6 protein-coding genes are annotated in these 5,112 nt (G+C 65.1%); all 6 read right to left on the bottom strand.

Translation table 11 applies throughout. The features are described 5' to 3' along the window. Window positions 1-858, bottom strand: an 858-nt coding sequence (locus D769_RS19600) for a transporter associated domain-containing protein (protein WP_008648616.1), incomplete at its 3' end; no start/stop codon positions are given. A 144-nt stretch (window positions 859-1,002) separates the two neighbouring features. After that, complete coding sequence (ybeY, locus tag D769_RS19595; protein WP_008648615.1) at window positions 1,003-1,740, bottom strand: rRNA maturation RNase YbeY; 738 nt, start codon at window positions 1,738-1,740, stop codon at window positions 1,003-1,005. Between the two features lie 2 nt (window positions 1,741-1,742). Then, the gene (locus D769_RS19590) at window positions 1,743-2,738 is read right to left on the bottom strand and encodes a PhoH family protein (protein ID WP_008648613.1); all 996 of its coding nucleotides are present in this window, start codon (window positions 2,736-2,738) and stop codon (window positions 1,743-1,745) included. A gap of 20 nt (window positions 2,739-2,758) precedes the next feature. Further along, entirely contained in the window at window positions 2,759-4,111 is a 1,353-nt protein-coding gene (gene miaB, locus D769_RS19585) for a tRNA (N6-isopentenyl adenosine(37)-C2)-methylthiotransferase MiaB (RefSeq protein WP_008648608.1), read from the bottom strand. A gap of 63 nt (window positions 4,112-4,174) precedes the next feature. Further along, complete coding sequence (locus D769_RS19580; RefSeq protein ID WP_040011144.1) at window positions 4,175-4,552, bottom strand: hypothetical protein; 378 nt, start codon at window positions 4,550-4,552, stop codon at window positions 4,175-4,177. A 166-nt stretch (window positions 4,553-4,718) separates the two neighbouring features. After that, window positions 4,719-5,112, bottom strand: a 394-nt coding sequence (locus D769_RS19575; RefSeq protein ID WP_008648605.1) for a CBS domain-containing protein, incomplete at its 5' end; no start/stop codon positions are given.

Raw genomic sequence — 5,112 nt, 5'->3', positions numbered from 1 at the left:
GGGCGCCTCGCGGCGCACCAGCAGCAGGTGCACCTGGCGGGCGTCCGCGCGCAGGACTTCGAACTGCATCGGCGGCAGCGTGATGATCTCGCCACGATGCGGTACATGGCCCACATGGTTTGTGAGCAGCCCGCCGACCGTATCGACGTCGTCATCGGGAAATGCCGTGCCGAAGGTCTCGTTGAACTGCTCGATCTCGGTCAGACCATGCACGCGCCAGGCGCCGTCGGCGGTAGGCAGGATGTTGTCATGGTCTTCGTCGAGGTCGAACTCGTCCTCGATGTCACCGACGATCTGCTCGAGCACATCCTCGATCGTGACCAGACCGGCCACGCCGCCGTATTCGTCGACAACGATCGCGATGTGATTTCGATTGATACGGAACTCGCGCAGCAGAATGTTCAGCCGCTTCGACTCGGGGATGAACACGGCCGGGCGCAGCGTTTCGCGCAGGTCGAAGTTCGGGTCCGTGTAATAGCGCAGCAGGTCCTTGGCCAGCAGGATACCGATGATGTTGTCACGGTTGCCTTCGTAGACGGGAAAGCGCGAGTGCGCGGTCTGCTGCATGTACGGGATGAAGGTCTCCGGCGCGTCCGCGATGTTGACCGTGTCCATCTGCGCCCGGGGCACCATGATGTCGCGCGCGGTGAGTTCAGACACCTGGAACACGCCTTCGATCATCGACAGCGAGTCGGCGTCGATCAGGTTACGCTCGTGCGCGTCCTGCAGCACTTCCAGTAATTCGGCGCGGGTATCGGGCTCGGGAGAGATGAAGTCCGAAAGGCGTTCGAGTAGGGATCGTGGTCGATCCGTCTGCTTATGATTGGCAGGCTTCGAACTGGGATAGGGGTCGTTCATGTCGCGGCTAGCGCGTGGTGGAGATCGTCTGAAGCATACACTAAAAGCCTTCCGGGCCCGTGACAGGGCCGGGTGGGGCGGCTGATCAGGTGGCTTTTCGTGCTCCCCGCTCACGCTTGCGGGAGTGGGGAGCCAGACTGGCTGTTACTCGCGGATCGGCTTGTACGGGTCCTCGAAACCCAGGGCCTGCAGCGTTTCGGTCTCGATGGCTTCCATTTCCTCGGCCTCGGTGTCGTCATCGTGCTCGTAGCCCTGGGCATGGAGCACCCCGTGCACGATCAGATGGGCGTAGTGGGCTTCGAGCGACTTCTTCTGCGCCTTGGCTTCGGACTCCACCACCGGGCAGCACAGCACGATGTCGCCGGCTACCGGATCGTCGTCGTTCTCGGCATAGGCGAACGTGAGCACGTTGGTGGCGTAGTCCTTGCCGCGGTAGCTGCGGTTCAGTGTGCGGCCTTCCGCCTCGTCGACGAAACGCACTGTCAGCGCGGCATCGGCATAGAGCGCGGATTTCACCCATTTCTCGATTTGCTTGCGGCTCGGCAGGCCGTTGCGCTTCGACACGCCATCGCCATGCTGGACGTCAAGCTCGAGCGCGGGCGGGGTCGCCGGCGTGCCCGTGGTGGTGACGATCGGCGTGGCGGTCACGGCCACGGACAGCGCGTCGCTGTTGTCCGGGCGCACCAGCAGGCCAGCCTGCTGGCGGGTATCGGTGTGCTCGGCAAGCAGCGCCACCACGCCGTCGCCGGCCTGGGACAGGTCCAGCGTCAGGCTGCGGCCGTCGGCCAGCTGGATACGCAGCGCGTGCGCGTTTGCCTTGCGGGCGCGGCCATCGGCATCGAACAGCACGAGGCTGGTGGCATTGGGAGACTTCTTGGTCAAGATCAGGCGTCCTTGTGCTGGGCGTGATATTCGTCATAAGCCTCGACGATGCGCGCCACGAGCGGGTGGCGAACGACGTCGACGCTGGTAAAGCGTGTGAGCGACACCCCACGCACGTCGCGCAGCACGTGCTGCGCCTCCACGAGGCCGCTCTTCTGGCCGCGCGGCAGGTCGATCTGGGTGGTGTCGCCGGTGATCACGGCCTTGGAGCCGAAGCCGATCCGCGTCAGGAACATCTTCATCTGTTCCGGCGTGGTGTTCTGTGCTTCGTCCAGGATGATGAACGCGTGATTGAGCGTGCGGCCGCGCATGTACGCGAGCGGCGCGATCTCGATCATCTGGCGTTCGAACATCTTCTGCGTGCGGTCAAAGCCGAGCAGGTCGTAGAGGGCGTCGTAGAGCGGGCGCAGGTACGGGTCGACCTTCTGCGCCAGGTCGCCGGGCAGGAAGCCGAGCCGTTCGCCTGCTTCCACGGCCGGGCGCGTCAGCACGATGCGCTTGACCACGTCACGCTCGAGCGCGTCGACGGCGCAGGCCACGGCGAGGTAGGTCTTGCCGGTACCCGCCGGGCCGACGCCGAGCGTCAGATCGTGCGACAGGATGTTGCGCAGATAGTCGCGCTGCATGGCCGTGCGGCCCTGCAGCCCGGTGCGGCGCGTATGCAGCACCGGCGATTCGTCTTCGATGCTGGAACCGTCGTCGCCTTCCGTGCTCGGCAGGTAGGCGCCATGCGCGGCCACCTGACGCGATTCCACGAGCCCAAGCTGCACGTCGTCGATCGATAGCGACACGCGGGCATTGTTGTAGAAGCGCTCCAGCGCCAGCGTCGCGTCCTGGGCGCGTTCGCCGCGCACCGTCATGCGGTGGCCGCGGCGCTGGATCGTCACGTCGAGCGCCTGTTCGATCTGGCGCAGGTTCTCGTCGAGCGGCCCGCACAGGTTCTGCAGGCGCGTGTTGTCGTCCCTGGGAGCGACGAATTCGGCGGTTGGAATCTTCATGGGGCCTTGTTGAACGGCGCTTACTGGCGCACGACGAACTCGCCGCGCAGCGAATGCGGGAATGCCTGCGTGACGTTCACGTCGACCATTTGGCCGATCATGCGGTCGCGCTGGGCCTGCGGCACGCCCGGCAGCGCGAAGTTGACCACGCGGTTGTTTTCGGTGCGGCCGTGCAGTTCGGTCGGGTCCTTGCGCGCCGGGCCTTCCACCAGGATGCGTTGAACCGTGCCGACCATACCCTGGCTGATGCGCTGCACGTTCTCCTCGATCGTGGCCTGCAGCAGTTGCAGGCGGCGCAGCTTGACCTCGTGCGGCGTGTCATCGTGCAGGTTCGCCGCTGGCGTGCCGGGGCGCGGGCTGAAGATGAACGAGAACGAGGTGTCGTAGCCGATCTCGTGAACCATGGCCATCAGCTTGTCGAAGTCGGCATCGGTCTCGCCGGGGAAGCCGACGATGAAGTCCGACGACATCGACATGTCCGGACGCAACGCGCGCAGCCGGCGGATGATGCTCTTGTACTCCAGCACGCTGTAACCGCGCTTCATGCCTGCCAGCACGCGATCGGACGCGTGCTGCACGGGCAGGTGCAGATGGTTCACCAGCTTGTCGCAACGGCCGTAGAGCTCGATCAGGCGCGACGTGAATTCCTTCGGGTGGCTGGTGGTGTAGCGGATGCGTTCGATGCCGGGGATTTCGGCCACGTACTCGATCAGCAGCGCGAAGTCGGCGATCTCGCTCGTGCCGCCCATCGCGCCGCGATAGGCGTTGACGTTCTGGCCCAACAGCGTCACTTCACGCACGCCCTGTTCGGCCAGCCCGGCCACTTCGGCCAGCACATCCTCGAACGGGCGGGACACTTCCTCGCCGCGGGTGTACGGCACCACGCAATAGCTGCAGTACTTCGAGCAGCCTTCCATGATCGACACGAACGCGCTCGGGCCGTCCACGCGCGCCGGCGGCAGGTGGTCGAACTTCTCGATCTCCGGGAACGAGATGTCGACCTGCGACAGGCCGGTCTGCTGGCGGCGGTTGATCAGGTCGGGCAGGCGGTGCAGTGTCTGCGGGCCGAACACGACGTCGACATACGGCGCGCGCGACACGATCGAGGCGCCTTCCTGGCTGGCCACGCAGCCACCCACGCCGATCACCAGATCGGGTTTGGCGGCTTTCAGTGCCTTCATGCGGCCCAGTTCGGAGAAGACTTTCTCCTGGGCCTTTTCGCGGATCGAGCAGGTGTTGAACAGGATCACGTCGGCGTCTTCGACGTTGTCCGTGGGCTCCATGCCCTGCGTGGCGTTCAGCACGTCCACCATCTTGTCCGAGTCGTACTCGTTCATCTGGCAGCCGTACGTTTTGACAAATACCTTCTTCATGGTGCCGGTCTCAGTGGTTTACCTGGGGGCATCAAGGGCACAACAGGTTGAATCGAAAATGCGTCAGTGCGCGGCCTTCCAGGCCTTCACTTCGGCGTCGGTCATGACCCAGGCGGTCAGCAGCTGACCGTACAGGTCGAGCTTGTAGCGCACCGGGAATTTCTTGCCGGCCACGGTGACCGGATTCATCAGCAGCGTTTCCGTGCTGAAGATGCGCAGGCCTGGCGCCAGGCCAAAGGCCTTGCCGTCGAGCTTGGCGCGCATCGGATCCGTATCGGTCGATCGCACGATTTCCATGCGAGCCATCATGGCATCCGCAGGGATCACGCGCACCGGCGCGCCGGGAATCGGCTGGGTTTCCTGCGCCATGGCGGGGGCCACGGATATCAGCAGCGTCGCGGCGCACGCGACCAGCGACAGACGCGAAAACAGCATGGGCATGAAGGCTCCGGCAAAAGTGGCGAGTGAGTGGAACTACAACGCCACGGGCGCCGGACGCGGTCACCGCGGTCCCGAAAACGGCCGGCGTCGCGCTGGCAGGATAACCCGCGATTCTACCCTTTTGTCCCCGGAGCGGGGGACGGTGGCCGGGCCCGGTGTGGCGTATTCAGAACAAGGAGGAGGCTTCCTGCAGCACCCGCTGCTTGGACACCGTGCCCATCAGTTCGCGGCCGGTGGTGTCGCGGACCAGCGGAATCCGGTTGATGCCATGGACCGAGAAAATCTCCAGCGCGTCACGCAGGCGCGAATCCGGCGTCAACGACGGAAAGCCGAGGTCGCCGAGGTCCAGCAGATTTGCCGAGGGTGCATCGCGTTGGGCGCGCTGGACGGCGTGGATCGAGATTGCCCCGATCAGCGCGCCGTCGGCATTGACCAGATAGAGGTAGCGCGTGCCGGTCTCGGCAAACTTGTCGGCGGCCTGGGCCACGCTGGCGCCGGGGTCGATGACGGTGTCGGTCGGGTCGCACAGGCCCGCCAGCTGGAGCCTGCGGGCGCGCTCG

Source organism: Cupriavidus sp. HMR-1, assembly GCF_000319775.1.
GTDB lineage: Bacteria > Pseudomonadota > Gammaproteobacteria > Burkholderiales > Burkholderiaceae > Cupriavidus > Cupriavidus metallidurans.
Note: the sequence above shows the minus strand (reverse complement) of the source record. Positions and strands in the feature narration are given on the sequence as shown.

Excerpts from the sequence above, each read along its gene's own strand:
- D769_RS19590 (WP_008648613.1), bottom strand. The coding sequence starts at position 2,738 with ATGAAGATTCCAACCGCCGAATTCGTCGCTCCCAGGGACGACAACACG.
- D769_RS19580 (WP_040011144.1), bottom strand. The coding sequence starts at position 4,552 with ATGCCCATGCTGTTTTCGCGTCTGTCGCTGGTCGCGTGCGCCGCGACG.
- miaB (WP_008648608.1), bottom strand. The coding sequence starts at position 4,111 with ATGAAGAAGGTATTTGTCAAAACGTACGGCTGCCAGATGAACGAGTAC.